General features: G+C 40.0%; 1 protein-coding gene. It reads left to right on the top strand.

Features of this window, described 5'->3' with window-relative positions; translation table 11 throughout:
- Window positions 1–30: 30 nt before the first annotated feature.
- Window positions 31–245, top strand: a 215-nt coding sequence (locus SB764_RS43675) for a tyrosine-type recombinase/integrase (RefSeq protein ID WP_410867259.1), incomplete at its 3' end; no start/stop codon positions are given.

Genomic DNA, 245 nt, shown 5'->3' with positions numbered 1-245 from the left:
AGAGCTTATTTAGAAGTTAGACCAAACACTTTGTCAAGCAAGCTACTTCAAGGGCAAAGGGGATCACTGACAAGGTTAGCAATAAATAAAATTTTAGAGAAGTATAGCAAAAAGGCTCAACTTGATTATATTGTCACACCCCACATGGCTCGGCATACGTTTTGTACGAACTTGATTAAGAGTGGTGTTGATCCCAAAACGGTCTGCTTATTGAGCGGCCACAGTTCTGTTGATGTAGTATATCG

Source organism: Paraburkholderia sp. SIMBA_027, from assembly GCF_046535315.1.
Classification (GTDB): domain Bacteria; phylum Pseudomonadota; class Gammaproteobacteria; order Burkholderiales; family Burkholderiaceae; genus Paraburkholderia; species Paraburkholderia tropica.
Note: the sequence above shows the minus strand (reverse complement) of the source record. Positions and strands in the feature narration are given on the sequence as shown.